This is a genomic window from Neisseria sp. P0009.S007 (assembly GCF_051962515.1).
In genome coordinates, this window is record NZ_JBQCVF010000650.1 from 1 (window position 1) to 909 (window position 909).

Below are 909 nucleotides of genomic sequence, written 5' to 3' on the forward strand. Positions count from 1 at the left end.
AGAATATCACGCAGTACTGCTTGCCGATATTGATCAAGATTAATGACCTGATCGGAGCGTGCCTCTTTTTTTCTGCGCGGTTCTTCATCTGTTAGTCTGTCAAATAAAGTGGGTAACAGTTGATTTTTGAATTGCGACATGTTTAATTGCTGAGTTTGAAGGATGGATAGATTTTAATGATTTTGTTCAAATCTAATATTACGAATATCTAAAAGGCCAAAATCATGGTTATCGGTATACAAAGTTTTTTGACCAACTCCTGTAAAGAGTTGCTCTACTATTTCAATCCAGTCAGTTTGTGAGCACTTCATTAGCAGATCTGACCATGCTGTTTCCTCACCAGGCATAACAGTATAGCGAGCAGGACTAGTACATTGAATACACTCACCATTAGTAAATTTAATTTCAGACGCTCTCCAGATGATGTCCAGTAAGGAACTTGGAGCCTTAAAAGAAATATTTTCAATAGAATCCCATGTTTGCCAGTAATAGTGACCTTGATAGAAATATTCATAAACGAAGGCGGTGCGCACGTCTCCATCCATAATCCAGTCGCCATCAATTTCAGAAACTGATTTATCTGCTAAAAGGTAAGTAATATGTACGGGGGAGCCGTCTATATTCTCAGATAACACAGTATAATCATCGACAAGAGCCTTGTTTTTCTGTTCTGAAACATGGGCAACTAAAGAGAGTTGCTTTTGAAGAATATCAAGTTTACTTGCGTGCTGTTCTAGAGTTTTGGGTTTTTGCTGTGTTTCCAAGACTGCTTGGCGACGTATTTCAGCAGAAATATTTTCAATAAGGTAGAGCATCAGGGGCTTTTGAGTATCGGGAAAGAGTTTTTGGTATTGCCCAATCTGTTTTAAAGCCTGTTCCCATTTTGCGCAGAGACACCGATATTGAATC

General features: G+C 38.6%; 1 protein-coding gene. It reads right to left on the minus strand.

Annotation, left to right across the window (positions count from 1 at the left end; translation table 11 throughout):
• Positions 1-173 precede the first annotated feature (173 nt).
• The coding region (locus tag ACTHS3_RS15430) for a type VI secretion system accessory protein TagJ (protein WP_440368429.1) at positions 174-909 on the minus strand (736 nt) is incomplete at its 5' end.